We start from the raw sequence: 25871 nt of genomic DNA on the forward strand, positions 1-25871 counted from the left end.
GGGCTTGTCTGCGCCCGCATCCGCGTCCACATCCGCAGACTTGATATTGACATCAATGTCATATTCTCGCTAGATTTCATGTGCCCGCCGTCACATAGCGGTGGCACTGGCGAGAGGACTCCGACATGACAACCGTCGCGATCACCGGACAGGGCGTGATCTCCAGCCTCGGCCTGACCATCCCCGACTTCTGCGCCGGTCTGGACAAAGCCACCGTGGCAGTCGAAGCCACGCCATGGTCGGCAGAGACCGGAGGTCATCTCTACTACTCCCCGGTCACCGGATTCGACCCGACTCACTGGCTCGATGAACGCACCGAACGCGGCAGCGACAGATTCGCCCAGTACGCCGTGGCCGCCGCCGCCGAGGCCGTCGCAGATTGCGGGATCGGCCAGCTCGACCCACTTCGCACCGCCGTGGTCATGGGTACCTCGATGGCGGGAGCAGCAACTCTCGCCGGAGCCCAAGAGGCTTATGACGCAGGCGGTTACGGCTCGGTACCCAAAAAGCTACAGATGATGGCGTGGCCCAACATGGCGGCCGGACACATCGCGCTGCGCTGGAATCTTCATGGCCCGTTGCTGACGATCTCAACCGCATGCGCATCGTCGCTGGACGCGATCGGTATTGCCGCACGCATGATCGCCAGCGGCCAGGCCGATGTGGCGATCGCCGGCGGAACCGACAACGGTGGCGTCAAGATCAGCAGCCTCGGCGCCGCCCGGTACGGCATGTCACCCACCGACATCGACAACCCGCACGAGATCTGCCGCCCATTCGACCGTAATCGCAAGGGGGTCATGGGAGGCGACGGTGCGGGCGTAGTGATCCTCGAGCGCGCCGAACACGCCCGCGCTCGCGGTGCCCGCATCGACGGAATCGTCCGCGGTTATGGTTCGCTGTCCGACGGCTATCACCCCTCCTCCCCCGATCCGTCTGCGCGCTGGGAAATAGCGGCAATGCAGGCGGCCCAAACCGATGCCGGGCTCCACCCCGGCGAGATCGGCGCGGTCGTGGCACACGGCACTGGAACGCCTGTCGGCGACGCCGCCGAGATCTTGGCCATCAACACCGTTTTCGGCGAGTCAGTGTGTGCCACATCCATCAAAGGTCATGTCGGGCATACGGCCGGGGCAGCCGGAGTGATGGGCGTCATCACCGGTCTGCACACCCTCGCGACCCGAGCCCTCCCGCCGACCGCCTCGACCACCGATCTCGAACCCGACATCCAGTTTCGTGTTCCGCTCGGCTCCCCGGGCTCAGTCGATCTCGACGCCTTTCAGGTGAATGCCTTCGGCTTCGCCGGCCAAAACGCCTCGCTGGTCATCAGCCGAGACTGAAGAACTCGGCGACACCCACCGAAAGGACCACTCATGCCCGGATTTGCGTTCACCGACAACCTCGGCGCGATCACCGACTTCGGACTCCACTTCCGCCCCGACGAGCCGGCACTGATCCAACACGACCGTACCTTCACCTATCGTGAACTCGACGAGCGAATCAATCGGGTGGCGTGCGGGCTTCTCGCCGCCGGGATTCACGCCGGCGACCGAGTACTCATCTTGTGGGAGAACGATATCCGGTTTGTCGAGGCCACCTTGGGAACAATCCGTGCCGGTGCCGTTGCCGTCCCGGTGAATCCCAACCTCACCGAAGCGATGCACCGAATGCATCTCAACGACAGCGGCGCCGTCGCCGTCCTTGCCGGCACCACCGCCGCAGCCCACGCCGCATGTTTTGCCGACGATGAACGCGCAATACTGGCGGTCACGGCGGATGGATCTCAATCACACATGGTCGAACACGAGGCATGGCTGGCGTCGTCGCCGGCCCAGCGACCCGAGATGAGTTCACACCCTGAGGAACTGGCCTGGGCGCCCTACACCTCCGGGACCACCGGCACCCCCAAAGGTGTCAAACTTGCCCACCAGATGCTGTTGCGCGATGCCCAACTACTCAGTCAGAACTGCTATCTCAATCCCTCGGATCGAGTCGTCCTGGCAGCCCCGCTGTTCCATATGAACGCCGCAGCATGTGGGATTCTGCCGATGCTCTTTGTCGGCGGTTCTGTGTATATCCTGCCCTCCTTCGAGCCCGCTACCGTGCTGCGCACCTTTGCCGAACAGCGAGCCACTTACTCGTTGGGGGTTCCGGCGATGTTCAAACTCATGTTGTCCCAGCCTGATTCGGAACTCGCACGCGACTACAGCGCCTTGCGATTGATCTGCTGCGGCTCGGCTCCGATGCCACCGAGCCTGATCGACCGGCTCACCGAGGTCTTCCCCAATGCGCGTTTCGTGGAGGGCTATGGGCTCACCGAATGTGGCCCTGCCGCGACGATGAACCCCCTCATCGGTCCTCGCCGAAACGGAAGCATCGGCCGGCCACTGCCTGGATTCGAGGCCCGGATCGTCGACTACGACGGGGAAGAGGTAGCCCCCGGCAACACCGGCGAACTGTGGTTGCGCAGCCCGCTGTGTACCACGCTGGGTTACCTGGGACGGCCCGATGAGGATGCCCGTAAACGCAAGGCCGACGGCTGGTTCGCCACCGGCGACCTGGCCGTGAGTGATGAAGACGGCTGGCTCTACTTTCGGGGGCGCGCCGATGATCGCATGAATGTCGGTGGCGAAAACGTGTATCCGGCCGAGGTCGAGGCGATCCTGACCCGGCATCCACAGGTACGCGATGTCGCGGTTGTCGCCCTGCCTCATGACACCAAAGGGCAGGTGCCAGTTGCCTTCATCGTTCGTGAGACCGGGTCCGACCTGGATGAGGTGAGCCTCCGCGAGTTTTTCTTTACCGAAGGTCCTGCATACGCGCACCCGCGGCGGATTCACTTTCTCGACTCACTACCGTTGTCGCCCACCGGCAAGACGGACCGCCGCTCACTGACACGACAAGCCAGGGACACCACACCGGCCGAGATCTCCGGAGGACCACGATGACCCAACCCCTCGTATCCAACCCGTCGACCGATATCGTCGTCGACGATTGGGAACCGGGCATTCGCCGGATCACCATCAACCGAGCTCCTCTGCGCAATGCCTACCGAACCCAGACTGCTATCGAAATAACTTCGGCAATAGCGCAATTCACCGCCGATGACACCGCACGGGTACTCATCATCACCGGTGCGGGCGGGGCCTTCTGTGCCGGCGGGGATCTCACAAGCACGTATGAGACCGAGCACGCCGCGGCCGTCGAGTTCGGGCATGGGGTGGTGATTCGAGAAGGTATGCACTCGGTGATCCGAGCCCTGGCGATCTGCGAGAAGCCGGTCATCGCCATGATCAGCGGCCCTGCAGTTGCCGGCGGTCTGGCCCTGGCGCTGGCGTGCGATATCCGCATCGCCGATGCCACCGCCCGACTCGGCGACACCTCCGGCCGCGTGGGCCTGCTCCCCGATGAGGGGGGAGCATGGTTGTTCAGTCACGCCATGGGCACCGACCAGGCACTAAAGATGCTGTGGGGCAACGAGATCTACGATGCACAACAGGCACTCGAGCTGGGGTTGCTCACCGAGGTCGTCGACGACGCCGCGAGCGCCACCCTCGCACTCGCCCGCAAGTTCGCGGCCACCGCACCACTGACTACCCGAATCGTCAAGCGGTTGGTGCGCAACGCCGGCGTGCAGACTCTTGATCAATCGCTGCGCGAAGCCGAGTATGCCGTGGAGATCATCAATCACACCGCCGACGTGGCCGAGGGCATCAGTGCCTTTGTCGGCAAACGTACTCCCAAGTTCAGTGGGCGCTGAGAGATGAGCACCGACGTACCGCCGACAATTGATGAGACTCGATACGCCGCCCCCATGACAGGACCACTATCCGGGGTATCGATCCTCGACATGTCTCGACTGGCACCCGGCCCCTATGCGACGATGCTGCTCGCCGATCTCGGCGCCGAGGTGACCGTCGTGGGCGGCGGTCGGGCAGGGCTACCACTGGATGCGGTGTCCCGGGGCAAGCGGTTTATCTCGTTGGATCTCAAATCTACTGCTGGCCAACAGGCATTGCATCGGCTGGCCGCCGAATCCGATGTCTTTGTCGAGAGCTTTCGCCCCGGTGTCGCCGCAAGACTCGGGGCAGGCTATGACGATCTGCGCGGTATCAGACCCGACCTGATCTACTGTTCCCTGACCGGATACGGCCAGGACGGACCAATGCGGAACGCGGCCGGCCACGACATCAATTACCTTGCGATGAGCGGAATGTTGGCAATGTTGGGGCCCACCGATGGTCCGCCGAGCATCCCACTGAACCTGGTGGCAGACTTCGCCGGAGGCTCTCTCGTGGCGGCAATGGCCATCGTTGCCGCGCTCTTCGAGCGCACCCGCTCCGGGGCCGGCCAATACCTCGATGTGGCGATGGTGGACGGGGCAGTGTCGCTGATGTCCATGCACCGCCAGATGTGGGGAACCTCGGCCGCCCCCAGCCGCGGGGAGAGCGTATTAGCCGGAGCCGCACCGTTTTACCGGTGTTATGAAACCTCCGACGGCCGATACATGGCCGTCGGCGCGCTGGAACCGCAATTCTTTGCAGCACTGTGGTCAACGCTCGGGCTCGGTGCGGTGCCACCCCAGTATCCACGCACCGCCTGGCCACGGATCGCGGCCGACCTCACCGCGGTATTCGCCTCGCGCACCCGTGCGGAATGGACCGAGGTCTTCGCCGGAGTGGATGCTTGTGTCTCCCCGGTCCTCGACCCCGACGAGGTGTCCGCCGATTCTCATATCCGGTACCGGCACAGCTTCACCTATGACTCTGCTGCTCCGGCGATCCCCCGGCTCTCGCGTACTCCCGCGCGAGCCGGTGCCACTGATCGCACCGACCAGACTGAGGCTGTGTTGTCGGGAGCAGGCATGACAGCAGAACAGATCTCGGCCGCGCACGACACCACCGAACCGACCGGGCTGACCGGCTGGCCGGATATGTGAAGCCCCGCCATGTCTACGCCACCGATCACGCGCCGTCTGCGGCGCCCCAACTCATCAGGAGACAGTAATGAACGAAGTGACGCTCGCCAGGAGCGGCGCAATCGCCACGGTGACCCTCAACCGTCCCGAGGCGATGAACGCGATGAACGACGCCCTCCTCGACCAGCTCGTGGAAACCCTTGAGTCGCTGGACGGCGACGAGTCAACCCGGGTCGTCGTCATCCGCGGGGCAGGCCGCGCCTTCTGCGCGGGTGGTGATCTCACCGTTGATCACACCGGGCTCACCCCTGCGGTGGCCGAAAGCCGTCTGCGCGCGCACGTCCGGGCGGCAGAGATCCTGCGCGCAGGTCACATGGTGAGTATCGCTGCGGTCGACGGCGCGGCCGCAGGTGCGGGCTTTGCACTCGCCGCCGCTTGCGATCTCCGGGTGATCTCCGAATCGGCGGTCTTTCGCGCCGCATTTCTCACCGCGGCCATGAGCGGTGACTTCGGGTTGTCATGGTCGTTGACCCGACTCATCGGGTCGGCCCGCGCCCATGAAGTCTTGTTGCTCAACGAGAGAGTCACCGCCGCTCGGGCCGTCGAGATCGGCCTGGCATCGCAGAGCGTCGTCGCCGCAGAGTTCGAGTCGCACCTCGACGCCATGGCCCAGCGATTGGCCGCCGGCCCGCCTCTTGCCCTCGCCGCGATCAAAGCCAACCTCAATGACGCCACAGAACTCTCCTTCACCGAATGCCTTCGCACAGAATGCCGTCGACATGTGGCGACCGGCCTCAGCGCCGATGCCACCGAGGCCGGCCACGCATTCTTGGAGAAGCGTCAACCCCGGTTCGTCGGCCGCTGACGAGCCCGCAACTACACCTCCACCACTCAATTACACCTCCACCACTCAATGATCAGGAGAATCCATGTCTGAAAACACTTCTCAGGTGGCCATGGTCACCGGAGCCGCCCGCGGCATCGGAGCAGCAGTAGCCGCCCGCCTACTCGCCGACGGCATGGCTGTGGCATTGCTCGACAACGATGCCTCCGAACTCGAGCCAACCGCCAAAAGGCTGTCGAATAAGGGCACGGTGCACCACGTGGTGACCGACGTCCGCGATCCCGATGCCGTTGCCGCAGCAGCGGAATCGACGAAGCAGACCCTTGGGGACCCCACCGTCCTGGTCAACGATGCCGGATACATCCGCGATAACCTCTTTCACAAGATGACACTGCAGGATTGGGATGACGTGATGAACGTGCACCTGCGCGCGGCCTTCATCACGACTCAGGCGGTTCAGCCGTTCATGGCGGCCGCCGGCGCCGGCCGCATCGTCAACATCTCCTCGGTCGCCGCGTTGGGCAACCGTGGGCAGAGCAACTACAGCGCAGCCAAGGCCGGTATCCAAGGGTTCACCAGGACGCTGGCCGTCGAGTTGGGTCGATTCGGGATCACCGCGAATGCCATCGCTCCCGGCTTTGTCGACACGGCGATGACCCGAGCGACTGCCGCACGCATGCGGATGGAGTTCGATGATCTCGTGGCCACGGCGTCCAAGCAGATCCCGCTCGGTCGGGTCGGCCAGCCCGAGGATATTGCTGGAGTCGCCTCCTTCTTGGCCGGGCCGGATTCGGCCTATGTCACCGGCCAGGTCATCTACGCCACCGGCGGGCCCACGGTCTGACCTGAACACATCGGTTTCGAGGGCGATCCGGTCTTGCCAGATTCATAGGCGTATCTCGTTACCCTCAACGTCGGCCAGCACCCACGCATTCGGGCGCAAACTCGTCGCTCACGAGGTGCCAACCGGCCGCGATCACCGCAGCCATCCGCTCGGCGACCGCATCATGGGAAACCCATGGGCCGACGTGGGTGCGGCTGCGTTGCGGTCGCTCGGTGTCCATCTGTTGAAACCCACACCGTCGGCAGGATGCCGTCGGGGTCCTCGAGGTCGGCCGTGGTGTTCGGGCCCGTCACGTAGGCCGGCGCCGCCCGCCAGAAGGGTGCGAGCGGCGATGTCGAGTGCGGCGAGGTCGATGTCGACGCGCCCGAACGGGCAGGGGTGCCTGCAAGCGTGAGCTCGGCGGCGATCGCCGCGATCGTATTGGCCGGGGCGACGTCGACCCTGGTGATGCGGCGATTGCTGTGCGTGCTCAGACGAATGTGCACTGAGCCGTATCGCAGGTCGATGTCGGGATGGTGATCGGCCCGCTCGGAGGCATCGATGATGCGGACGACAAAGGTGCCAACGGTGACCATGTTCCCGGTGCGGAATGACGCATGAGCGGCGTCGGCCATCACGCGCCAGGGGTCGCCGAGCTGCTCAGTGGCTTCGGCAGCGGTTACCGGCTACGTGGAGCGGTCACGATCCGACGATACGACCTTGCATCGCCGACCGAGGCCCGGCCGGTTTTGGCTCCCCGAAGCCCACTCGCTACACTCGTGGGCGCTGCCTCGCGCAGCACGCCGCCCTAGCTCAGTCGGTAGAGCAATTCACTCGTAATGAATAGGTCAGGGGTTCGATTCCCCTGGGCGGCTCCACGAGAACACGCAGTTGACGGCCGTCTTCGAGCGTGACCGCATCGCTGGTTCCGGCACGTCAGCAGGACCAACCGCCACCCGACCGACGTCGGGTGGCACCGGTGCGGGCGATATCGGAGACCAAGTTGACGAACGTCGCGGCGGCGGCACACACCACCGCGAGGTCGACGGCCAGGCAGCACGACCGCGACCGCCTGAGCACCGCGAAGTCCACAACCGACCGGGCCGCAACCGGAGACATTCGTGTGGTGGCCGCGACTCGACATACGGACGTAGCGGACATGGAAGCGCTCGTCACGGGTAACCTCTAGCGGTGTCCATGACAGCCGAACACCTCGAAGTTGCGGAGTCGACGTGATCCTGCCGATGATCCTGGCCCTGGTTGCCGCGCTGCTGTTCGCCCTGGCGTCGGTGCTGCAGGCGAAGGGTACCCAGGGATTGCCGGACGAGGGCGCCACCGGCGCAGGATTTCTCGTCACCCTCGCCCGCCGCAAGACCTGGCTACTCGGAATCAGTGCCGACGTTCTGGGGTTCGGGGTGCAGGCGTGGGCATTGGCGGTGGGCAGTCTCATGCTGGTTCAGCCACTGTTGGTGAGCACCTTGCTGTTTGCACTACCCCTGGCCGCGATCACCGAACACCGCAAACTGCTTGCCCGCGAATGGTTCTGGGCGGCAATACTCTTCGCCTCGCTGGTGGTGTTCATGGTGTTGGGGCAGCCGATGCACGGCATCGAGGATCCCACGTTCAGTGCGTGGATCATCCCGATCGTCATCATCGTCCCGCTGGTCGCGGCGTGTGTCGGAGTCGGCTCTCGACTGCCGCACGGCACCTGGCGGTCGTTGACCCTGGCGATCGCAGCCGGTGTGCTGCTGGGGGTTTCGGCACCGCTGACCAAGACCACCATCGCCGAGTTCGGTCACGGCATCGTGACCGGGTTGACGAGTTGGGAGTTCTGGGCGATGGCGGTGACGGCCACCCTCGGAACTCTGTGGCAGCAGTCCAGTTACCAGGCCGGCGACGTGCAGACCAGCCTGCCCGCGGTGACCGTGCTCAAACCGGTTGTCGCAATGGCGTTGGGCCTCACCATCTACCAGGAAAGCCTGCGGGTCGGGCACGCCGGTGACATCGTCGTGATCGTCGCACTCGCCATGATGTTGGCGTCGACCATCATGCTGGGTCGGCTCTCGGCACCCGATGACGCTGCACCCGACGCAGCCACCGCCGCAACCGATTCCGGAGGGCTCCAGTCGAACGGCACGCTGGGCGAACCCCAGACCGACTGATCCGGGATGCGCCGAGGAAGTTTGGACAAGACCGGGGGATTTCTGTAATCCACCCCGGCCTCTGGTTCAACAAGCGAGTTACAGCATCGCGTGAACGTGGTGACGAGAGTATCAGGTCGCCGAGCGTGAACGCCAATCGATTATCCTGAACGCGATGGAACCGGAGGCCCGACAGTCGCCGATCGACTGGTTGACGAACGCCGGAAAATGCTGTAACACAACGATTTTGGCCGGAGCGACTTTGCCTCGCCGCCGCGACGAGGTCGCTCCCCCGTTCCATCCGCGACGGAACTCACGCACCAGAACGTTCCACACGGTGTAGACCACGAAGGCGATCGCGCGAAGACCAATCCACTCCCCACGGCATCCCAGAAACCCTGGTCACCACGTCGCCGCCAGGATCGTCGTGATGACGAACAGGATCAGTGCGGCTTCGGTGTTCTTGCGGATTCCCCCGAGCGTCGGCGGGCTGTCCGTCGCTCGTAGGACACGCCGATGCCCGGGGACGGCACTGGCCCCCGGGCATCGGCGTGCATGCGGTCTGCGCCGACCTCAGGCCGCCGGCGTGACCGCGGGACTCGACGCCGGATCGGCAGATGTCTCGTCTGCCGACGTGTCGTCTTCGGACGATGCGTCACCGGCGGTCGGTTCCTCGGGTGCGGCATCTTCGGTTTCCGACTGCGGGGCCGGATTCGGCGGGTCGATCGTGTCATCGTCGTCGTCGCTGTCCACGACAACCGGCGCGGGGGCGTCATCCTCGACCGGTGACTGGTCCTCATCGGCTCCACCACCGGTCTCGGTGCCCGTCTGCACACCCCCGCCCGTGCCGCCACCGCCGGTGGATCCGCCGTCGGTGGATCCGCCGTCGCCCGACCCGCCGTCGCCTGATTCATCCACAACCGCGGCGGGATCGATCGACGGGTCGTCCTCCGTGGACACACTCATCAGGGTCGGCTGGGCGGCACGCAGCGACTGCGTCGACACCGTGGTGCTCGCCAACGTCGACGAGCCCAGACCCGACAGCCAGTCACCGGTGTTGAAGGCGGGGATGTCGAAGAGGTCCAGCACATTGAAGGCCGGGACGTCGAAGGTGGGGATCAGCTGGAGCGCCGAGGACGGCGTGCCGAAGGAGAACGTCGGGAGGCTGAGGTAGTTGACGAAGTCCACGCCCAAGCCAAGAGGATCACCATGTGCTTTGAAAGCCCCGGGGAAGAGCACCAGCGACGACCCCAACCATCCGATGGTCACAGGCCCGGTGTAGCCATAGCTGCTTGTCAGTGCGACGCCTGAGCCCGCACCGTTCAACGTCAGGCGCGCGAAGTCCTTGGTCAGGTAAATCGGTTCTCCTGTCAGGGCATTGAGCACAATTTGCGTGAGCTGATCCGTGTCGGTGAGCAGACTGAGCGCCGACAGTGGATTGGTGAGCGCAAGTTCCACTCGACCGTCCGGTTTGTCATACCGAAGGTCCACCGTCGCAGCGATATTGGCGCATGATCCGGCGGTCGACGAGTTCGCTACCGCGAGACCGCCGAAGCAGAAGATGACGTCCTCGGGGAGGAGGGATTCGATTCCCGTGATGATCAGGGGCCCTACACCCGGCACGCCATTGATCGCATCGATCACGTCTTGAGGAAGGTAGTTCTCGAGGTCGTTGACACCTGCGGTGGCGGCGGCCAGACCGAGGATTGCTAGAGCGAACGTGGTGTTGTCACCACCGAGCGCCGCGCCCGCCGCCAAGCCCGGAAGGATCGCTATTGTCGTCGAGTTGCCAAGTCGCGAATCGTAGTACTCCAGGATGTCGTCGACGCCCACGCCTAGCACTGAAAGCGCAGCTTGAACTGACAGTGGCAGACTATCGAACCCATCTTCAATGAGATCCCTAACCTCACCCGCCGGATCCAACGACACGCCACCCAGCGCGCTCGTCGACTCGATCCCCAGCTGCGCGATGATCTGGTTCAGCAAGGCCGTCGTCTGGTCGTGAATGCTCGCCAACCCGCTCGTGACCTGAGGGTTCGCCGCCTGCGCCTGCCCATCCCCGAACGCCAGTCCGGCGGTCAGGGCAGCTGAGGCGGTCAGTGCGGCGGCGCCGACGGCGGCGCGGCGGGTGAAGGGTTCGCGAACGAGACTGTGTCGTCCCATGGGTGCAGGCTCCTTGTGTCGTGTCCGGTGGAGAAGGAGCCCCCCGCTTCCCCGGCAGTGCGCCACGAAGGCTAATCCAGACAAACCACGCAGATCTGCCTAATCGCTGATTTTCTCTCAGGTTCGTACACGTGAACGAAAGAGATCAAAGAGACTGCGCGAGTGACGGTGACGGCAGCGTTCTCAGCCCGGGAGGCCGTTGCGTATTCAGGATTGTCTCAGTCGCTTCTCAGCAATGGGTCGGCGGTGCCGGTGATGGTTGGGGGTGGCCGGTTCGTGGGTTCCAGCGTCTCATCCACTACGCCGCGCGGTGAAGGATGGGTGGAAGACGTTATCGCTCAGCGTGATTCCCGGGAATCAGCCGCGCGGTATCAACTCGACGATCGCGATCGGCCGACTCGTCTTGGCCTGATACTGCGCGTACCGACCACCGTTCACCTTGTCGGCGATCTCCCAGCGCAATGCGTAGTCGGGGTCGTCGGGATAGGTGGCGCGGGCGGTCACCGGAATATGCTTGCGACCCACCTGGATCTCCACGTCGGGGATGGCCTTGAGGTTGGCCAGCCATGCCGGCGGACGCGGCGATCCGCCGTTGGACGCGACGACGAGGTAGGCCTGCCCGTCCCGGGCGTAGGTGAGGGCGGTGGTGCGGGGTTGACCGGTCTTGCGTCCGGTCATGTGCAGGAGCAGCGTCGGATTGCCGAACAACAGCCGATGCCCGATCAGGCCACCGGAGTGCTCGTAGATCCACTGGTGCGCGTGCAACGCACGCACGAAGAGACTGGCCACGACAGGGCCCTACGCGGACGAGCCGCCGCCCTCGGTGTCATCGGAGGCCGGATCGTCGGAGGGAGCGTCACCAGAAGATGGGGCATCAGAGACGGACGCTGCGCTGTCGTCCGACGTCTCGTCGGCGAGCGGGTCGTAGCCGGGGACGCCTTCGAGCACGGTGAGTTCGTTGTCGATCGCCGCGCCGAGCGCCTTGGCGTCCTCTTTGATCTTGTTGATGAAGTCCGACATGCTCACTCCTCGCCGACCGCGGCACCGGTTTCTCCGGCCGATACTCGCCGTCCAGGGTACAAGAGCCGGCGGCCGCGGCCCCGGGAGATGCCCGTGGGCGCGGCCGCCGCCGGTCAGGCCCGCTTGAGGTCGGGGTTCTCCGCGTAGACCTCCTTGATCAGCGACATGTCGAAGATCTGGTCGGCGGTGAGGGTGTAGCCCGCCTTGGCCAGCGCCTCGATGTTCTGGTCGATGAGCGCGTCGGTCATGGTCAGCAGGCCGTTTGCCTTGGTGTCGGCGGAGACGACGAGACCGTTCTGTGCGGTGGCCTCCTTGGTCTGCTCGGCCTCGTCGAGTCCGAGGTCCTTGCCGTACTTGGTGACGGCGAGTTTCGCCGATCCGGCCGGGTCGGCGACGGCGTCGTACCAGCCCGCGATGTCGGCCTTGAGGAAGGCCTTCACCTTGTCGCGTTCGTTGTCGATGGTTTCCTGCCGGACCACCAGCGTCTCGGCCACCAGCGGCAGGTTGAAATCGGCGAACAGGAAGTTGGTATTGGCAAAACCGGACTCCGCCAACGTGATCGGCTCGTTGGTGACGTAGGCGACCCATCCGTCGACCTCACCCTTGGTCAGCGGCGTCGGGTCGTACTGGACGGTGATCTTCTGGACGTCGGCCTCGGTCATCCCGTTGGCGGTGAGCAGCGCCTTGAAGACGTTCTCGTTGGATGCCTGCACACCGATCTTCTTGCCGGCCATCTGCTGTGGCGTGGTGATCGGCGCGCCGGCCGAGGAGACGATGCAGAAGGGGTTCTTCTGGAAGGTCGCCGCGACGGTCTTGAGGGCGGCGCCCTGCAGGATGACCGGCGCGGTGAGCTGCGGGGCGGTCATCCCGATCCACACCTTGTTCGACGTCAGGCCGGTCTCCACGCCGGTTCCGGCGCCGCCGCCGGTGAGCAGTTCGGGGGTGCCGAGTCCTGCCTGTTCGAAGTACCCCTTCTCCAAAGCCCAGTATTCACCGGCGAATTCGATGTTCTTCTGCCAGGAGAGTTGCACCTTGGGGTTGGTCGACGAGGCGCCCCCGGTGTCGGAACTGCCGCTGCTGCAGGCCGAGAGGGCCCCTGTGACACCCAGTGCCCCGGCCGCACCGCCCGCCATCAGGGAGTAGCGCAGGAACGATCGGCGATCGAAACCCCGGGCGGGCGTGTGGTGTTGTGTCATTGTTCCTTCTCCCCTCCCGGCGGACGTCGGTGATCCGCCGAGTATTCTCCGGTTGTCTGTTCTCCGGTGTCAGCGAGAGCGCCGTTGCCCTGCATGGTTTTTCGTATCGCCCACCGTCGTGGTCATCTCAGGCCGGCGTCATTCCCATCTGGCTCAGCACGACGGTCTCGATCACGCCGACGATGGCGTAGATGACGATCGACGACACCGTGATCACCAGCACCGAGGCCCACAGTTCATCGTAAGCCGCGGCCGGAAGTGCTTGCTGCAGAGTTGCTCCCAGCCCCTTATTGGTGGCCAGCCACTCGGCGACGGTGGCACCGATGATGGCACCGGGCACCGACACCTTGGCAGCGCTGAACAGCGACGGCACCGCCGACGGGATCGCCGAGACGCGCAACGCGGTCCAGCGACCTCCGCCGTAGACGGCCACCACGTCGTCGAGGTGTTTGGGAGCGGCGGCCAATCCGGTCATGATCATCACCAGGGCGGGGAAGAACACCACGATTCCGCCCATCACCGCCACCACCGCCACACCGCGTCCGACGATCATGGTGATCAGTGGGGTCATCGCGACGAGGGGCACCGACCGCAGCAGCATCGCGATCGGCATGAAGGTCTGCGCCGCGGGCCGCGACACCACGAACACCGCGGCCACCACCAGCGCCGCGATCATTCCGGTGACGAATCCGATTGCGGAGTCCTGCAACGTGATCCAGAGGTTATCGGTGATCTGTTGGCGGTTCTGCCCGGCGTCGGGATCAGTGAACAGGTAGGCGAGAACGTCACTCGGGGTGCGGCCGATGATCGGCCCGATGTCGGGGAAGGCGAGCAGGAACAGCCACCAGATCACCAGGATCAGCACGAACGACAGGACCAGCGATCCGAGGAACTTCGCGATCGTCCACAGACTCGATGCGCCGACACTCATCGCGTCACCGCCGTCCCGGTGGACCACCGGGTGACGAATCGCGCGATCACCGCGATGATCGCGTACCCGATGCCTGCGACCACGCCGCACAGCAGCGCGATCGCCCACACCTGTGGGATGTCACCGGCCTGCTGGGCGATGATCATCGCGGGCCCGGCACCCTGCTCGGGCATCGCCAGGAACTCGCCGAGAACCGCACCCAGCACCGCCGCGGGTGCCGAGATCTTGAGCGCGGCAAGCGTATTGGGAAGGGCGGCCACGGACCGCACGAACCATAGCTGGGCGAATCGTCCGCCCCCGTACACCCGTACGAGGTCGAGGCTGCCCCGGTGCGGTGACCGCAGGCCGGACAGCGTGCCGATCATGGTGGTGAAGAACACCGAGATCGCGGCGAGGAACACGATCATCGTCTGCACCTCGGCGAAGGCCACCTGGATGATCGGCGCGACCGCGATGATCGGCGTGCAGTAGGAGATGATGGCCAGCTGTGTCGCGAGCCCCTCGACGGGCGGGATGATGATCACCAACAACGCCAATGCGATGGCCAGCCCGTTGCCCCACAGGAATCCGCGGAAGGCCAGCGAGATGGTGGCCGAGAAGTTGTCGACGTAGAACTGCAGTCCCCGATCCCCGATGGCGGCCAGGACCGCCCAGGGCGTCGGGATGGTGCCGTTGAACCATTCGAGGGCACCGGCGAGCCACCAGAGGCCGATGAGTCCGACGATCCCGATGGCACCGGCGGCCCACCGGTCGGGTGCCAGCCGACCCCAGCGGCCGGTCGCGGCCTGCCCGACGACCGCGCTACTCATGCGCGGCCCCTGCGGTTATGGCGGTCTCGCCGGCACCGGTGTCACCGCCGGCGGGCTTGGCCCCAAACAACAGACCGGACAAATGGTCGTGCAGCGCATGGAATTCGGGGGTGCGCATCATCTCGGGGGTGCGTGGGCGCGGCAGGTCGATCGGCACCATCTCGATCACCCGACCGGGCCGCGGACTCATCACCGCGACGACGTCGGACAGGAAGACCGCCTCGGCGATACCGTGGGTGACCATCAGCGTGGTGGCCGGCTTCTCCGTCCAGATCCGCAGCAGTTCGATATTGAGACGCTGACGGGTCATGTCGTCGAGCGCACCGAACGGTTCGTCGAGCAGAAGCGCGGTCGGGCGCACCACCAGGGCGCGCGCGATGGACACACGCTGACGCATCCCGCCCGACAGCATCGCCGGTTTGGCCTTCTCGAATCCGGTGAGACCGACGAGCTCGATCAGGTCGGCCACCAGCGCGTCGTCCTTGGGCATCCGGCCCACCTGCAGCGGCAGTTTGATGTTGGATTCGACCGATCGCCACGGCAGCAGGGCGGAATCCTGGAAGGCGATCCCGAGCTGATGGTTGCGTTGCAGCTCCGACGGCGACTGACCGTTCATCAGGACGGTGCCGGTGGTGGCGTCGTCGAGTCCGGCGAGGATGCGCAGCACCGTCGATTTGCCGCACCCCGACGGTCCGAGCAGCGACAGGAACGCCCCCTCGGAGGTCTGCAGGGACATCTCAGACAATGCGGTGACCGAACTCGATCCGCGGATCGAGCGGGTGGCGAATGTCTTCGTCAGACCGGTGATGTCGAGACCGGTACCGAGTGGACGCGCCGGAACTGGGGCCATGCGAGGCCACGCTAGAAGGTCGGTATTGCCCCTTTATTACCGTTGAGTAACCCGAGGCGCTTCGCGGTGAACATCGCGATGCCCGAGCGACACCGACTACCGCGGCACCGGACTGCGCATCGCGAGCCCGATCCGGGCGACCATCGCGTCCACCGCGAACTTCGGTTTGACGTTGACCTCCAACGCTTCCCGGCAGTCCAGCACGGCCTCCACGCAGCGCAGCAGCTGTTCGGGGCTCGCATAGGCGGCCAACGGCCGGGTGATGTCGTCGGTCTTGTCCGGGTGCATCGCGGTCACCCCGGCGCCCATGGAGATCACCAGCGCATCCCGGTAGAGCGCCGCGAGGTCGACCAGCGCACGGTCGAGGACGTCGCGCCCCACCCGGGTGGCCCGTGACTTCTGCCGCTTCTCCAGCTCCTTGAGCGCACCCGCGCTGCCGCGCGGGGCCCGGGCGGTCCCCTTGCCGGTGCCACCGGCACCCAATGCGGTCTTGAGTTCGTCGGTCTCGGCCTCGTCGAGTTCGGCGCTGATCGCCTTGGCCGCCGTCTCCGCCGACCGGACGAGGTCCTCGGCGGCCTTGTAGGCCGTCGCGTCCCGGGTGGCCGCACGGGCGATCCCCAACGCCGACTCGCGTTGCGCACGCGCGTCGGCGTCGGTGGCGAGCCGCTTCGCGCGGCCGATGTGACCGCCGCACACCGCGGCCGCCCACGACGCGGCCGGCGGGTCGATGCCGTCACGGTCGATGAGGACCCGTTCGATATCGGCGGTCGACGGCGTCGCAAGCGGCACGTGCCGGCAGCGCGAGCGCAGGGTCACCGAGATGTCCTCGGGATCGACCGACGGCGCACACAGCAGGAACACCGTCCGCGACGGCGGCTCCTCGACCACCTTCAGCAGGGCGTTGGCGGCCTGCTCGGTGAGCCGGTCGGCGTCCTCGACGATGACGATCTGCCAACGGCCGGTGCCCGGGCGCCGAGAGGCCACCTGAACGATCTCGCGCATCGAGTCCACCGACAGGCTCAACCCCTGCGGGACGATGTTGCGGACGTCGGCGTGGGTCTGGGCCATCACCGTCGTACACGCACGACATTCGCCGCAGCCGACGACGTCCGGATGCTGGCATTGCAGGGCGGCCGCGAAACACGTCGCGGCCACCGACCGGCCGCTGCCGGGCGGCCCGGTGAACAACCAGGCATGGGTCATCGACGCACGCGCACCCGCATTCAGGGCAGCGTCGGCGCCCGCGTCCGCCTCGTCCGAGAACATCGACACCGACCCCATCGCCGCCTCGTCGAGGCGGTTCGCCAGCCCGCGGGCAGCGCGCGCTGCGTCGGTCAGGTCGGCGACCACGGCCGACTGTCCGATCATGCGGTCAAAGACATTTGTCACAGCAGCCAGCCTAAACCGCAGCTGGGACAGTACTGTCCCGGCCAATCGCGTTTAACAATTGCAAGCAGCCAGCTACCGTGGTCGACGTGGTGCAACGTCGGTCATGGCTGTCCAAGGCCATTCACACGGGGAAATGGCTGGTCCACACCCCGTGGCCGATCCTTGCCCTCGACATGCTGCGCGCCAACCTCGTCGGCGCCCTGTTCACCTTCGCATTCCTGCGGTTCGGCATGCCGGCCAGCGACTCGTTCCGGCTCGACGAGATCACCGCCGTCAACCAGGCGATCTTCGCGGTGTACCTGGTGGTGGCGATGATCGTCGGGGCCCTGCTGAGCATCCAGTTGTCGCTGCCGGTGCTCATCTGGCATCGGCGACGCACCCGGTTGGACAACGAAGGGGCACGACGCCGCGCCCTCCAGCTGCCGATGCTGCTGTCGGCGGTGAACGTCGGCATGTGGTTGATCGGCGGCGTCCTGTTCACCGTGGTAAACCTCACCGTCTCGCGGCGCGATGCGTTCATCGTCGCGATGGCCAGTGTCATCGGCGCCCTGGTGACCTGCGTTCTGAGCTTCCTGCAGTTCGAGAAGGTGCTGCGCCCGATCACCGTCGCCGCGATGGCCAACAATCCCGACAACGCGATCGCCCCCGGCGTCACCACCCGCATCACCGTCTTCTGGGTGATCAGCGTCGTCGCCCCGACGGCCGTCATCGTCGGCCTGATCACGATGCAGCGACTGCACTTCATCGAGACCGATGCGACCGGGCTGCTCCGACCCATCCTGTGGATGGCGCTGGCCTCGCTGGCATTCAGTGTGCTCGCGATCTTCCGGGTGGTCGCGGCGATCAACGATCCGATCAAACAGTTGCGGCGCGCGCAGGCGAAGGTTTCCGCGGGCGACCTGAACGCCGCGGTGAAGATCTACGACGGCTCCGACCTCGGGCTGCTGCAGGCCGGGTTCAACGACATGGTCGCCGACCTGCGCGAACGGCAGCAATTGCGCAACCTGTTCGGCCGATACGTCGGCGAGGACGTGGCCCGCCGCGCCATCGAGACCGGTACCGAACTCGGAGGCGAGGAACGCTACGTCGGCGTCCTGTTCGTCGACATCGTCGGTTCGACCCGGCTGGCCGTCAACCGGCCACCTCGCGAGGTGGTCGACCTGCTCAACGAGTTCTTCCGGGTGGTGGTGGCCGTCGTCGGCCGCCACGGCGGGTTCGTCAACAAGTTCCAGGGTGATGCGGCGCTGGCCATCTTCGGTGCCCCGCTCGACCTCGAAGACTTCGCCGGCCGAGCGTTGGCGTCGGCGCGGGAACTGCGCGCCGAACTCTACGAGACCCTCGGCGACACCGACATCGGCATCGGGGTGTCGGCGGGCAAGGCGATCGCCGGCCACATCGGGTCGGAGCAGCGACTGGAGTACACGGTGATCGGCGACCCCGTCAATGAGGCCGCCCGGCTCACCGAACTCGCCAAGGATGAACCGGCCCGCGTGCTCGGTTCGGCGCGTGCGGTGTTCCTCGCCTCCCAGGGCGAGGCCGAGCACTGGGAGATCGGCGAGGGCGTCGAACTGCGCGGACGCGGTATCGAGACGCTGCTGGCGCGACCGCTCGTGGAGACGCCGCAGCAGTAGCGGCACGTGCAGCGATAAGGCCGGTCTGTTCCGGGCAGCCGGCTCGGTCAGCCGTCGGCCGGGGGCGTCTTCTGGGCGGCCGTCTTCTTGGCCGTCGTCTTTTTCGCCGTCGTTTTCTTGGCCGCCGTCTTTTTCGCAGCGGTCTTCTTGGCGGCGGTCTTCTTGGCCGGGGCCTTCTTCGCGGCGGCCTTCTTGGTGGTGCGCTTCTTGGCCGGACCGCGGGCGCGACGATCGGCGAGCAGCTCCATGGCACGTTCGACGGTGATGGTGCCGACCTCGTCGCCCTTGCGCAGGCTCGCGTTGGTCTCGCCGTCGGTGACGTACGGGCCGAAGCGGCCGTCCTTGATCACCATCGGCTTGCCGGACACCTCGTCGTTGCGCTCCAGATCACGCAGCGGCGGCGCGGCGGCCTGCCGACCGCGACGCTTGGGCTCGGCGTAGATCTTGAGTGCGTCCTCGAGGGTGACGGTGAAGAGCTGATCCTCGCTGGTCAGTGACCGCGAGTCGGTGCCCTTCTTCAGGTACGGCCCGTACCGGCCGTTCTGCGCGGTGATCTCGTCACCGGATTCCGGGTCGGTTCCGACCACCCGCGGCAGCGACAGCAGCTTCAGTGCATCCTCGAGCGTGACGGTGGCGACGTCCATCGTCTTGAACAGCGAGCCGGTCCGCGGCTTGGGGCCGGCGGCCTTCTTCGCGGTCTTGCGAGCCGTCTTCTTGGCGGCGGTCTTGGTGGCCGTGGTGGTCGAGGCGCCACCCCCGGTCGGGGTCTCGTCGAGCGGGACCACGTCGCCGTCGGCGGCACCACCGTCGCGGGGGGTCGGGCCGGCCGGGATGGTGGCCGGCGCGCCCGACGATCCCCCGTCACCGTCGTCCCCGTCGTCGTCGCTGGGCAGGATCTCGGTGACGTACGGGCCGAAACGTCCTTCCTTGACCACGATTTCGTGGCCGGAGGCCGGATCGACGCCGAGCACGCGACCCTCCTGCGGGGTCGAGAAGAGCTTCTCGGCCACCGCGAGGGTCAGTTCGTCGGGGGTCATGTCGGCGGGCAGATTGGCGCGCTGCAGATCCGGTTCGGCGTCGGGGCTTGCGGCGACATTGCGCTCGAGGTACGGCCCGAAGCGGCCCACCCGGACGTACACCGGACGTCCCTGCTCGTCGTCGAACAGCCGGATCGAGTTGACCTCGCGGGCGTCGATCTCCTCGAGGTTGACCCCGACGAGCTTCTTCAGCCCACCGTGCTTGGCGATCTCGGAGTTCGCGATTTCTGAATCATGTTGTCCCCCAGCCGCATCGTCACCGAAGTAGAACTCGGTGAGCCAGCGGGTGCGGTTCTCCTGACCGCTGGCGATCTGGTCCAGATCGTCCTCGAGGGAGGCGGTGAAGTCGTAGTCGACGAGACTCTCGAAGTAGGCCTCGAGCAGTCCGACCACCGCGAACGCGACCCAGGACGGAACCAGCGCGTTGCCCTTCTTGAGGACGTAACCGCGGTCCTGGATGGTGCCGATGATCGACGCGTACGTCGACGGCCGGCCGATGCCGAGTTCCTCGAGCACCTTGACCAGCGAGGCCTCGGTGTAGCGGGCCGGCGGGTTGGTGGTGTGCCCGTCGGCGGAGGGCTCGGTTGCGGTGAGCGCCTGACCTTCTCGCAGTTGCGGCAGCCGGTTCTCGGCGTCGTCGGCCTGGCCGCCGGCCTGATCGTCGACGGTTTCGACGTAAGCAGACAGGAAGCCCGGGAAGGTGATGGTACGGCCCGACGCCGCGAAGGTGGCGACCTCACCGCTGGTCGCGGTGCCGCTGATGCGCAGGCTCAGGGTGGTGCCCTTGGCGTCGGCCATCTGGCTGGCCACGGTGCGCTGCCAGATCAGTTCGTACAGACGGAATTCGTCGGTCTCGAGCTGCCCGGCGACCTGTCCGGGGGTCCGGAAACTCTCACCGGCCGGCCGGATCGCCTCGTGGGCTTCCTGGGCGTTCTTGACCTTTCGCGTGTACTGACGCGGAGTCGGATGAACGAAGTTGTCGCCGTACAGATCTCGTGCCTGTGCGCGGGCCGCGTTGATCGCCGACTCGCTGAGCGTGGTCGAGTCGGTACGCATGTAGGTGATGAAGCCGTTCTCGTACAACCGCTGCGCGATACGCATCGTGCGGTCGGAGGAGAAGCGCAGCTTGCGGCCGGCCTCCTGCTGCAGCGTCGAGGTCATGAACGGCGCATACGGACGACGCGTGTAGGGCTTTTCCTCGACGGAGGTGACCTGCATCGCCGCGTTGTCGAGGGCTGCGGCCAATGCGGTCGCACGCTGCTGGTCGAGGACAACCACACCGTCGGTCTTCTTCAGCACGCCCTTGGGGGTGAAGTCACGACCGGTGGCCACGCGGGCGTCGTCGACGGAGACCAGGCGCGCGGTGAAGGTGCGCGGGGTCGAGTCGGAGTCGGCACCGGTGTCCATGGTGGCGTCGATGTCCCAGTACTCCGCCGACACGAACGCCATCCGCTCACGTTCACGTTCGACGATGATGCGGGTGGCCACCGACTGCACGCGGCCCGCCGACAGCCTCGGCATGACCTTCTTCCACAGCACCGGGGACACCTCGTAGCCGTACAGGCGGTCGAGGATGCGGCGGGTCTCCTGCGCGTCGACGAGATCGATGTCGAGGTCGCGCGGGCTCTCGGCGGCGGCGCGGATCGCCGGTTCGGTGATCTCGTGGAAGACCATCCGCTTGACCGGGATCTTCGGCTTGAGCGTCTCGAGGAGATGCCAGGCGATCGCCTCCCCCTCGCGGTCACCGTCGGTGGCGAGGTAGAGCTCGTCGACGTCCTTCATCAGGGACTTGAGTTCGGTGACGGTCGATTTCTTGTCCGGCGAGACGACGTAGAGCGGCTCGAAGTTGTCGTCGACGTTGACGCCCAGGCGCGCCCACGGCTGACCCTTGTACTTCGCGGGCACGTCGGCCGCGCCGCGGGGCAGGTCGCGGATGTGACCGCGGGAGGACTCGACCACGTAGTTCGACCCGAGGTACCCGGCGATCTTGCGCGCCTTGGTGGGCGACTCGACGATCACGAGTCGTCGGATCGCCTTCCCGCTCGTGGGGGTCGTGGTGCTGGTCTCGGCCAACGCGGGTCCTTCGCTTTCGAACTGTTCGCTTCGGTGGGTGTCGCCGGCGGGTGTCGTCGGTGGGTGTCGCCATGGGGGCGGTCACCTGCACTGTAGAAGAAAACCGTTCTGGTATCCGTCAGTGGGGTTTGTACCTTATTAATAGCGTCAATTGCACATCCGAATTCCCGCAGGGGCACGTCGGACATTCCGAATGAACGGCCTTGGGGCCGAAAATCCGCTGGTCAGACTACATTGGGCGGTTCGGTCACACCGACGACGACGCGGCCGACATCGGCGCGATCCGTCACCGATCCGTGACCTGACCGGGGCAGTCAGTACGGGTCGCCGGGCCAGTCGCCGGCCGATGCCCCCGCGGGTCCGCGGCCGACGTATTCGGCCAGTCGGGCCAGCCGGCGGGGCCCCGACACCCGCAACGCCGGGGTGTTGATGCGGGTCCCGACCAGTGTCGGGGCGATACCGACCCGCATGAGCGCGGTGGCCAGTACCGCGTGGGAGTCCGGGCAGTGCGGGTCCAGTCCGAGCAGATACTGACCGTGATCACCGTGTCCGGTGGCCAGTGCCCAGAACCGCAGCGCCCGGGGTGAGGGAACCCAGCCGACCGGCATCGTCTTGACCGCCCCGGTCGACCACGCGCGGTGCAACACGTCGAGGTCGTGGCAAACCGAGGTGCGCGCGATCGGCGAGCCCTCGTCCGAAGTGATCGATTCGGCGTCGAGTCCGGTGCTGCGCATCTCCTCGACGATCGCGTCGGCACGCCAGTGCGCACCGACGACCACCGACACCCGGGTACCCGACCGCGTCGACGCCGTCTGGCCCCAACCGGCGAGCAGACCCGCGAGATCGGCCACCACCGGCTCATCGGTCTCGGCTGAGAAGAACGCCAACTGGCCCACACCACCGACATTACTGCCCGGACACGAAAAACCGCTCCCGGCCTGATATCAGGACGGGAGCGGTTTTTGAGAAGCCTGTTCGCGTCTCCGCGAGATCGGCTCAGACGGCGCGGACGCCCGTCGCCTGCGGGCCCTTGGTGCCCTGTCCGACCTCGAACTCAACGCGCTGGTTCTCTTCGAGGGTGCGGAAACCGGATCCCTGGATCTCGGAGTAGTGGACGAACACGTCGTCGGACCCCTCGTCAGGAGCGATGAAGCCGAAGCCCTTCTCCGCGTTGAACCACTTCACAGTTCCCTGTGCCATTACTGCATTCCTTTACATCATGCCAACTGTCAAGTACGGGGTGGCCCCGTACCGTGGCCGGTCTGACCGCCATACCTCGAAGAATCCCCGCCGGATGGGTGGACACCACCCACGTAGGAGTAAAACTCAGTACCACGGCTGCAACCCGATTCCCCCGAACACCGCAGTGACGATGTACCGAGAGAAGCTGCGGCCGCACATAGTCAATCATGTTCGGGGCGTCAGCGATAGTCGCAGCAACCACGACGAATGAAAATGTGGACGATTTCGAGCAGATGGAATCTGTCGGTAACATCTGAACAGACCCCGCGCCAGTGAGGAACATATCGATCCGGTCTCGAATCCCCGTCCGACAGCGAAACTCTGCGACGTCGACGAGGTGCGGACACGACCCCGATGCACGCTCTATGACTTTGCACACCTACGGAACCGAACTGTTGCGCCGCTGCCTCGCCGGTACCGAAACGGACTCTGGTCCTCTCACTCATCTATCCGTCATCCCCTCGCGCGCACCAACTTTCGCCGAGTGGCCGGAGTGGGTCGCCGACGAGGTCCGATCGGCGTTCGCCGCCCACGGCATCGAGCGGCCATGGGCACATCAGGTGCAGGCCGCCGAACACGCCCACGCCGGGCGGCATGTGGCCATCTCCACCGGCACCGCATCGGGAAAATCCTTGGCGTATCAACTGCCGATCCTGACCGCAATGCTCGACGAACCGCGCGCCACCGCCCTCTACCTCGCTCCCACAAAGGCATTGGGCACCGACCAGATCCGGGCGGTCTCCGCGGTCACCGCCGGCCGGGCCGCCTTCTCCCATCTCGCGCCGTGCGCCTACGACGGCGACACCGATACCGAGATCCGGCACTGGGCCCGGACCCATTCCCGGTGGATCTTCACCAACCCCGACATGCTGCATCTGGGCATCCTCACCGGCGTCCTGGCGCGGGGCACACCGACGGCAGCCGGGCCCGTCCACGGCCAGTGGCGCCAGTTCTTCCGCCACCTGCGCTACATCGTGATCGACGAATGTCACCACTACCGAGGCGTGTTCGGGTCGCACACCGCCCTGGTGTTGCGACGCCTGCTGCGTCTGGCACGGGCGTGCGGGTCTGATCCGACTGTGATCGCGGCCAGTGCGACGGTCGCCGATCCGGGCGCCGCATTGTCCCGGCTCATCGGCGAACCGGCCGTCGGCGTGACGCAGGACTGTTCGCCGCGCGGCGAACGCACCGTCGCACTGTGGGAACCGGACTTCCTGCCCGGCATCTCCGGCGAGAACGACGCACCGGTACGACGCTCCGCGGGAGCCGAATCCTCGCGACTGCTGGCCGATTTCGTGATCGACGGGGCGCGGACCCTGTGCTTCCACCGCAGCCGCCGCGGAGTGGAGATCGCCGCCCTCGGTGCACGAAAGCTGTTGTCGCACAGTGCGCCCGAACTGGTGGACAAGGTCGCCGCCTACCGGGCCGGTTACCTCGCCGACGACCGGCGCCGCCTCGAGGCGGCGATCTCGGCGGGCGACCTCGTCGGCGTGGCCACCACCAACGCCCTCGAGCTCGGCGTGGACATCAGCGGCCTGGACGCGGTCATCATCGCCGGATATCCGGGCACCGTCGCATCCTTCTGGCAGCAGGCCGGCCGGGCCGGACGCCAACGCACCTCCGGCGACGCCCTGGTCGTGCTGATCGCCCGCGACGATCCCCTCGACACCTACCTTGTCCACCACCCGCAGGCCCTGCTCGGCACCCCGGTGGAGGCACCGGTCATCGATCCGACCAATCCCTTCATCCTCGGACCGCACCTGCTGTGCGCCGCCACCGAATACCCGTTGCAGGACACCGAAATCGAACGCTGGGGTGCGCGCGGCACGGTCACCGAGCTCGCCGCGAAAGGGTTGCTGCGCCGCCGCGCGGCCGGCTGGTATCCGGCGCCCGGGGTGGATCCGCACGGCGACATCGACATCCGCGGCGGGATCGGCGGACAGATCCTCATCGTCGACGCGACGACGTCGGAACTGCTCGGCACCGTGGACGCCGGACGGGCCCCGGCGACCGTGCATCCGGGCGCGGTGCACATCCATCAGGGACGCACCTTCGTCGTCGACGAACTCGCCCTCGACGACGGGCTTGCGCTCGCCCACCCGGAGGAACCCGACTGGACGACGTCGGCGCGCGAGACCACCGCGATCACCATCACCGACACGCTCTCGCAGGAGTCATACGGACCGCTGAGGACCGCGCTCGTCGACGTCGACGTCACCCACCAGGTGGTCGGCTACCTGCGGACGCTGCTGTCCGGGGAGGTCCTCGACGCGGTGGAACTGGACATGCCGCCCCAGACACTGCACACCCGCGCGGTGATGTACACCCTCGACCCCGAGGCCCTGGAGGACGTCGGCGTCGACGCCACCCGCCTGCCGGGCTCCTTGCACGCCGCCGAACATGCGGCCATCGGGCTGCTGCCGCTCGTCGCCACGTGTGATCGCTGGGATATCGGCGGACTGTCGACCAACCTGCATCCCGACACCGGATTACCGACTGTCTTCGTCTACGACGGGTACCTGGGCGGCGCGGGCTTCGCCGAACGCGGATTCGGTGCGTTCGCCACCTGGATCGCCGCCACCCGCGACGCCGTGGCCGGGTGCGGATGCGAGTCGGGATGCCCCTCCTGCGTGCAGTCCCCCAAGTGCGGCAACGGCAACGACCCGTTGGACAAGGCCGGTGCGATCGCGACCCTGACGTTGATCGGCCGGCTGCTGCAGTCGCCGGACTGAGCCCATCGCCACCGATATGCGCTGTTCAGCGGATGTTCCGGGACACCGGCAGCACCGATTGACGATCCCTTG

Annotated in this window: 21 protein-coding genes and 1 tRNA gene; 10 read left to right on the forward strand and 12 right to left on the reverse strand. The window is 66.1% G+C overall.

Features of this window, described 5'->3' with window-relative positions; translation table 11 throughout:
- Nucleotides 1-125: 125 nt before the first annotated feature.
- The 6 genes from ACWETB_RS16275 to fabG all read left to right on the forward strand — a co-directional run bounded on the left by ACWETB_RS16275 (nt 126) and on the right by fabG (nt 6606).
- Complete coding sequence (locus tag ACWETB_RS16275) at nt 126-1340, forward strand: beta-ketoacyl-[acyl-carrier-protein] synthase family protein (RefSeq protein WP_059036368.1); 1215 nt, start codon at nt 126-128, stop codon at nt 1338-1340.
- A gap of 33 nt (nt 1341-1373) precedes the next feature.
- Nucleotides 1374-2948 carry a class I adenylate-forming enzyme family protein gene (locus tag ACWETB_RS16280; RefSeq protein WP_452212262.1) on the forward strand — a complete coding sequence of 525 codons (1575 nt, stop codon included), beginning with the start codon at nt 1374-1376 and terminating at the stop codon, nt 2946-2948.
- Complete coding sequence (locus ACWETB_RS16285; protein ID WP_348808341.1) at nt 2945-3760, forward strand: enoyl-CoA hydratase/isomerase family protein; 816 nt, start codon at nt 2945-2947, stop codon at nt 3758-3760. Before ACWETB_RS16280 ends, ACWETB_RS16285 begins: the two co-directional genes overlap by 4 nt.
- Nucleotides 3761-3814: 54 nt before the next feature.
- A complete protein-coding gene (locus ACWETB_RS16290; protein ID WP_452212264.1) occupies nt 3815-4939 on the forward strand; it encodes a CaiB/BaiF CoA transferase family protein in 1125 nt (374 codons plus the stop codon).
- A 67-nt stretch (nt 4940-5006) separates the two neighbouring features.
- Nucleotides 5007-5783 (forward strand): enoyl-CoA hydratase-related protein, encoded by a 777-nt coding sequence (locus tag ACWETB_RS16295; protein WP_452212266.1) that lies wholly within the window; start codon nt 5007-5009, stop codon nt 5781-5783.
- A gap of 64 nt (nt 5784-5847) precedes the next feature.
- On the forward strand, nt 5848-6606 hold the full coding sequence (gene fabG / locus ACWETB_RS16300) for a 3-oxoacyl-ACP reductase FabG (protein ID WP_452212268.1): 759 nt from the start codon (nt 5848-5850) through the stop codon (nt 6604-6606).
- Between the two features lie 161 nt (nt 6607-6767).
- On the opposite strand, the gene ACWETB_RS16305 is transcribed toward fabG, so the two are convergent.
- Nucleotides 6768-7220: a 4a-hydroxytetrahydrobiopterin dehydratase gene (locus tag ACWETB_RS16305; RefSeq protein WP_452212270.1), complete on the reverse strand. Its 453-nt coding sequence runs from the start codon at nt 7218-7220 to the stop codon at nt 6768-6770.
- Between the two features lie 167 nt (nt 7221-7387).
- On the opposite strand from ACWETB_RS16305, the gene ACWETB_RS16310 reads away from it, so the two are divergent.
- Nucleotides 7388-7463 (forward strand) — tRNA-Thr (locus ACWETB_RS16310).
- 354 nt (nt 7464-7817) lie between these two features.
- Nucleotides 7818-8747 carry a DMT family transporter gene (locus ACWETB_RS16315; protein WP_452212272.1) on the forward strand — a complete coding sequence of 310 codons (930 nt, stop codon included), beginning with the start codon at nt 7818-7820 and terminating at the stop codon, nt 8745-8747.
- Between the two features lie 552 nt (nt 8748-9299).
- On the opposite strand, the gene ACWETB_RS16320 is transcribed toward ACWETB_RS16315, so the two are convergent.
- The 8 genes from ACWETB_RS16320 to ACWETB_RS16355 form a co-directional block, all read right to left on the reverse strand.
- Complete coding sequence (locus tag ACWETB_RS16320; protein WP_452212274.1) at nt 9300-10889, reverse strand: hypothetical protein; 1590 nt, start codon at nt 10887-10889, stop codon at nt 9300-9302.
- A gap of 357 nt (nt 10890-11246) precedes the next feature.
- Nucleotides 11247-11678 carry a nitroreductase family deazaflavin-dependent oxidoreductase gene (locus tag ACWETB_RS16325; RefSeq protein WP_452212276.1) on the reverse strand — a complete coding sequence of 144 codons (432 nt, stop codon included), beginning with the start codon at nt 11676-11678 and terminating at the stop codon, nt 11247-11249.
- A 9-nt stretch (nt 11679-11687) separates the two neighbouring features.
- Complete coding sequence (locus ACWETB_RS16330) at nt 11688-11909, reverse strand: hypothetical protein (RefSeq protein ID WP_449742311.1); 222 nt, start codon at nt 11907-11909, stop codon at nt 11688-11690.
- Nucleotides 11910-12022: 113 nt separating this feature from the next.
- Complete coding sequence (locus ACWETB_RS16335) at nt 12023-13105, reverse strand: ABC transporter substrate-binding protein (RefSeq protein ID WP_449742312.1); 1083 nt, start codon at nt 13103-13105, stop codon at nt 12023-12025.
- Nucleotides 13106-13232: 127 nt separating this feature from the next.
- Nucleotides 13233-14036, reverse strand: a complete 804-nt coding sequence (locus tag ACWETB_RS16340) for an ABC transporter permease (protein WP_348805302.1) — start codon at nt 14034-14036, stop codon at nt 13233-13235.
- Nucleotides 14033-14845, reverse strand: coding sequence for an ABC transporter permease (locus ACWETB_RS16345; RefSeq protein WP_449742313.1), 813 nt, complete (start codon nt 14843-14845; stop codon nt 14033-14035). Before ACWETB_RS16345 ends, ACWETB_RS16340 begins: the two co-directional genes overlap by 4 nt.
- The gene (locus tag ACWETB_RS16350; protein WP_348805304.1) at nt 14838-15695 is read right to left on the reverse strand and encodes an ABC transporter ATP-binding protein; all 858 of its coding nucleotides are present in this window, start codon (nt 15693-15695) and stop codon (nt 14838-14840) included. The genes ACWETB_RS16345 and ACWETB_RS16350 overlap by 8 nt, the downstream gene beginning before the upstream one ends.
- A 96-nt stretch (nt 15696-15791) precedes the next feature.
- Nucleotides 15792-17084 carry a DNA polymerase III subunit delta' gene (locus tag ACWETB_RS16355; protein ID WP_452212280.1) on the reverse strand — a complete coding sequence of 431 codons (1293 nt, stop codon included), beginning with the start codon at nt 17082-17084 and terminating at the stop codon, nt 15792-15794.
- A gap of 173 nt (nt 17085-17257) precedes the next feature.
- Between ACWETB_RS16355 and ACWETB_RS16360 the strand changes: the two genes are divergently transcribed.
- The gene (locus ACWETB_RS16360; protein ID WP_449742449.1) at nt 17258-18715 is read left to right on the forward strand and encodes an adenylate/guanylate cyclase domain-containing protein; all 1458 of its coding nucleotides are present in this window, start codon (nt 17258-17260) and stop codon (nt 18713-18715) included.
- A 47-nt stretch (nt 18716-18762) separates the two neighbouring features.
- On the opposite strand, the gene topA is transcribed toward ACWETB_RS16360, so the two are convergent.
- The 3 genes from topA to ACWETB_RS16375 all read right to left on the reverse strand — a co-directional run bounded on the left by topA (nt 18763) and on the right by ACWETB_RS16375 (nt 23025).
- Complete coding sequence (gene topA / locus ACWETB_RS16365) at nt 18763-21825, reverse strand: type I DNA topoisomerase (protein ID WP_348805306.1); 3063 nt, start codon at nt 21823-21825, stop codon at nt 18763-18765.
- Nucleotides 21826-22139: 314 nt separating this feature from the next.
- Complete coding sequence (locus ACWETB_RS16370; RefSeq protein ID WP_449742315.1) at nt 22140-22721, reverse strand: hypothetical protein; 582 nt, start codon at nt 22719-22721, stop codon at nt 22140-22142.
- Nucleotides 22722-22821: 100 nt separating this feature from the next.
- Nucleotides 22822-23025 (reverse strand): cold-shock protein, encoded by a 204-nt coding sequence (locus ACWETB_RS16375; protein WP_004022110.1) that lies wholly within the window; start codon nt 23023-23025, stop codon nt 22822-22824.
- Nucleotides 23026-23432: 407 nt separating this feature from the next.
- Between ACWETB_RS16375 and ACWETB_RS16380 the strand changes: the two genes are divergently transcribed.
- Nucleotides 23433-25799 carry a DEAD/DEAH box helicase gene (locus ACWETB_RS16380; protein ID WP_452212282.1) on the forward strand — a complete coding sequence of 789 codons (2367 nt, stop codon included), beginning with the start codon at nt 23433-23435 and terminating at the stop codon, nt 25797-25799.
- The last annotated feature ends 72 nt before the right edge of the window (nt 25800-25871 follow it).

This window comes from Gordonia sp. NPDC003950 (assembly GCF_053605205.1).

Excerpts from the sequence above, each read along its gene's own strand:
- ACWETB_RS16360 (WP_449742449.1), top strand. The coding sequence starts at position 17,258 with ATGCTGCGCGCCAACCTCGTCGGCGCCCTGTTCACCTTCGCATTCCTG.
- ACWETB_RS16340 (WP_348805302.1), bottom strand. The coding sequence starts at position 14,036 with ATGAGTGTCGGCGCATCGAGTCTGTGGACGATCGCGAAGTTCCTCGGA.
- fabG (WP_452212268.1), top strand. The coding sequence starts at position 5,848 with ATGTCTGAAAACACTTCTCAGGTGGCCATGGTCACCGGAGCCGCCCGC.
- ACWETB_RS16320 (WP_452212274.1), bottom strand. The coding sequence starts at position 10,889 with ATGGGACGACACAGTCTCGTTCGCGAACCCTTCACCCGCCGCGCCGCC.
- ACWETB_RS16350 (WP_348805304.1), bottom strand. The coding sequence starts at position 15,695 with ATGGCCCCAGTTCCGGCGCGTCCACTCGGTACCGGTCTCGACATCACC.
- ACWETB_RS16380 (WP_452212282.1), top strand. The coding sequence starts at position 23,433 with ATGACTTTGCACACCTACGGAACCGAACTGTTGCGCCGCTGCCTCGCC.
- ACWETB_RS16275 (WP_059036368.1), top strand. The coding sequence starts at position 126 with ATGACAACCGTCGCGATCACCGGACAGGGCGTGATCTCCAGCCTCGGC.
- ACWETB_RS16290 (WP_452212264.1), top strand. The coding sequence starts at position 3,815 with ATGACAGGACCACTATCCGGGGTATCGATCCTCGACATGTCTCGACTG.
- ACWETB_RS16335 (WP_449742312.1), bottom strand. The coding sequence starts at position 13,105 with ATGACACAACACCACACGCCCGCCCGGGGTTTCGATCGCCGATCGTTC.
- ACWETB_RS16280 (WP_452212262.1), top strand. The coding sequence starts at position 1,374 with ATGCCCGGATTTGCGTTCACCGACAACCTCGGCGCGATCACCGACTTC.
- ACWETB_RS16285 (WP_348808341.1), top strand. The coding sequence starts at position 2,945 with ATGACCCAACCCCTCGTATCCAACCCGTCGACCGATATCGTCGTCGAC.
- ACWETB_RS16330 (WP_449742311.1), bottom strand. The coding sequence starts at position 11,909 with ATGTCGGACTTCATCAACAAGATCAAAGAGGACGCCAAGGCGCTCGGC.
- ACWETB_RS16345 (WP_449742313.1), bottom strand. The coding sequence starts at position 14,845 with ATGAGTAGCGCGGTCGTCGGGCAGGCCGCGACCGGCCGCTGGGGTCGG.
- ACWETB_RS16375 (WP_004022110.1), bottom strand. The coding sequence starts at position 23,025 with ATGGCACAGGGAACTGTGAAGTGGTTCAACGCGGAGAAGGGCTTCGGC.
- ACWETB_RS16295 (WP_452212266.1), top strand. The coding sequence starts at position 5,007 with ATGAACGAAGTGACGCTCGCCAGGAGCGGCGCAATCGCCACGGTGACC.
- ACWETB_RS16305 (WP_452212270.1), bottom strand. The coding sequence starts at position 7,220 with ATGGCCGACGCCGCTCATGCGTCATTCCGCACCGGGAACATGGTCACC.